Raw genomic sequence first — 747 nt, 5'->3', positions numbered from 1 at the left:
GTGACCGATGACAAAGGCCGAGTGACGCACGACTTCATTACGGCCGCGACAGAACCGAACCAGGTCTGGTTGACCGACATCACGGAGCACTGGACCGGTGAGGGCAAACTGTATTTGTGCGCGGTCAAGGATTGCTGTTCCAACAAGATCGTCGGGTACTCCATCGATTCCCGAATGAAGTCCGAGCTCGCAGCCGCGGCGCTGCGTAACGCGATCGCGCTCCGCGCCCCAGCCGGCACGATCGTACATTCCGACCGAGGCAGCCAATTCAGATCCAAACGCGTCGTGCGGCTGCTGAAGAACAACGGGCTGCACGGATCGATGGGACGGGTGGGGTCCTCCAGCGACAACGCCGCCATGGAATCGTTCTTCTCGCTCCTTCAAAAGAACGTTCTGAACACCCGGCGCTGGAACACTCGCGAGGAACTCCGCCTCGCGATCGTGGTGTGGATCGAAACGAAATACAACCGCCGACGCCGCCAACGGGGCCTCGGCAAACTCACCCCCGTCGAGTTTGAGACAATTTACACAACCGCAAACGCGGCCTGAAAACCATCAACCCCCAGTGACAACCAAACTCTGGGCAGACCCGAGTGAGGTTGACCCCGAATTCCGGACACTGACCAGGCGGGTTTCGCGTGTTTGCGGGCCTGTCGGGGAGGATGTCCGTGATGGGCACAAGCAAGAGGAAGACTTATACGCCGGAGTATCGCCGTGAGGCGGCGCGGCTGGTGATCGACACGGGCC

1 protein-coding gene is annotated in these 747 nt (G+C 60.5%); it reads left to right on the top strand.

Translation table 11 applies throughout. From position 1 onward, the window contains the following. Positions 1 to 549: IS3 family transposase (locus B7R21_RS19350; protein WP_116284887.1), on the top strand; the 549-nt coding region annotated here is incomplete at its 5' end. Positions 550 to 747 lie beyond the last annotated feature (198 nt).

The sequence above is a fragment of the Subtercola boreus genome, from assembly GCF_003399625.1.
In the GTDB taxonomy this organism is placed as follows: Bacteria; Actinomycetota; Actinomycetes; order Actinomycetales; family Microbacteriaceae; genus Subtercola; species Subtercola boreus_C.
Note: the sequence above shows the minus strand (reverse complement) of the source record. Positions and strands in the feature narration are given on the sequence as shown.